We start from the raw sequence: 1,808 nt of genomic DNA on the forward strand, positions 1-1,808 counted from the left end.
TCTACTGATCCAACGCCTTGTACTACGTGTCCTAAAGATCCGGAATGTGCTGATTGTACCATTACAGAAATACCTCAGAATTCAAAAATTGCTTTAGTAAAAACAGCAAGTGTTGCAGGAACAGGTGTTAAAGGGGATATAATCACTTATACTTTTACTGTAACCAATACAGGAAACACAACACTGACTAATATAGTAATAACTGATCCGATGGTAGGATTAACTATTACAGGAAATCCTATTGCAACTTTGGCTGCAGGTGCTTCTAGTACAGTAATTAAAGGAACTTATACAATTACTCAGGCTGATCTTGATGCTGGTAAAGTAACTAATACTGCTTTGGCCACAGCACAAGATCCAAAAGGAAACAATGTAACTGATATCTCCGGAACTACTGTAGACAATGATACGCCTACTACTACTCCAATAACTCAAAATCCTGGGATTACGCTGGCAAAAACAGCTGATAAAACGATTTATGATACTTTAGGAGAAATAATTACATATACTATTGTTGTAAGCAATACTGGTAATGTAAGTTTACACCAAATTGAAGTAAAAGATCCATTAACAGGATTAAACAGTACGATTGAAAACTTAGCCGTTGGAGAATCTAAAGAGTTTACTGAAACTTATAATGTAAGTCAAACTGATATAGCAAGCGAATCAATTACAAATACTGCTACAGTAAACGCATTATCTCCTAATGATGTACCTGTAAACGGTTCAGATACTGTAATAGTAGAAAGAGCATTTGTATTAGGTTGTGGAGAAATAGAAGTTCACAATACATTTACACCAAATGGTGATGGTACCAATGATAATTTTGTAATTGACAATATCGATAATCCGCTTTGTTACCCTGAAAATTCTGTAGAGATTTACAACAGATGGGGAATATTAGTTTATGAAACCAAAGGATATGATAATGTAAATAATGCATTCAAAGGTTATTCTGAAGGCAGAGTTACCGTAGACAAATCAGCCGGATTACCTGCCGGAACTTATTTCTACATCCTAAACTATACTGCTGTTGGTTTACAAGGTGAAATTATACCTAATAAAAAACAAGGATACTTATACCTTACCAGATAATATAAACTCCAATCTAATACCAGAGGTATAAAAGCCTCTGGTTCTTAAAATCGAAGTCAAATGAAAACAAAAATATTACTAATCAGTTTGATGTTTACAGCTGTGATGAGTTATGCACAACAGGATGCACAATACACACAATACATGTACAACACAATAAATGTAAATCCTGCTTATGCGGGATCCAGAGGGGCAATGAGTATATTTGCTTTACATCGTAGTCAATGGGTTGGATTAGATGGGGCACCAACTACAAATGCTGTTTCGATCAACACCCCTTTTAACAACAGCAGATTAGGTTTGGGAGTATCTATAATAAATGACAAAATTGGACCAACAACAGACAACACGCTTTCAGCAGATCTATCCTACACCATTCCTACTTCTGAAAATGTTAAACTTTCCTTTGGTCTTAAAGCTTCTGTAAATTTATTTAATTTAGACATTACTAAATTAAATCCTGCCGAAAGTAATGATCAAAGACTTCAGGGATTTGATAATGAAATCTCACCTAATATCGGAGCAGGGATTTACCTTCATTCAGATAAAGCGTATGTAGGGTTTTCGATTCCTAATTTTATCGAGACAAATCAGTATGCTGATAATCAGATAGCAGTTAATAAAGAAAAATTAAATTATTATTTAATTGCCGGTTATGTAATGGATTTAAATTACAACCTGAAATTCAAACCCGCTTTACTCACTAAAATGGT

General features: G+C 34.3%; 2 protein-coding genes. Both read left to right on the forward strand.

Going from position 1 to position 1,808, the window contains the following annotated elements:
* Positions 1–1,095 (forward strand): DUF7507 domain-containing protein (locus tag ABS764_RS16160; RefSeq protein ID WP_408082831.1); only part of this gene is annotated, 1,095 nt, incomplete at its 5' end.
* A gap of 60 nt (positions 1,096–1,155) precedes the next feature.
* Positions 1,156–1,808 (forward strand): PorP/SprF family type IX secretion system membrane protein (locus ABS764_RS16165; protein WP_408082832.1); only part of this gene is annotated, 653 nt, incomplete at its 3' end.

Origin of the sequence: Flavobacterium plantiphilum, from assembly GCF_046000495.1 — a bacterium.
GTDB lineage: Bacteria > Bacteroidota > Bacteroidia > Flavobacteriales > Flavobacteriaceae > Flavobacterium > Flavobacterium plantiphilum.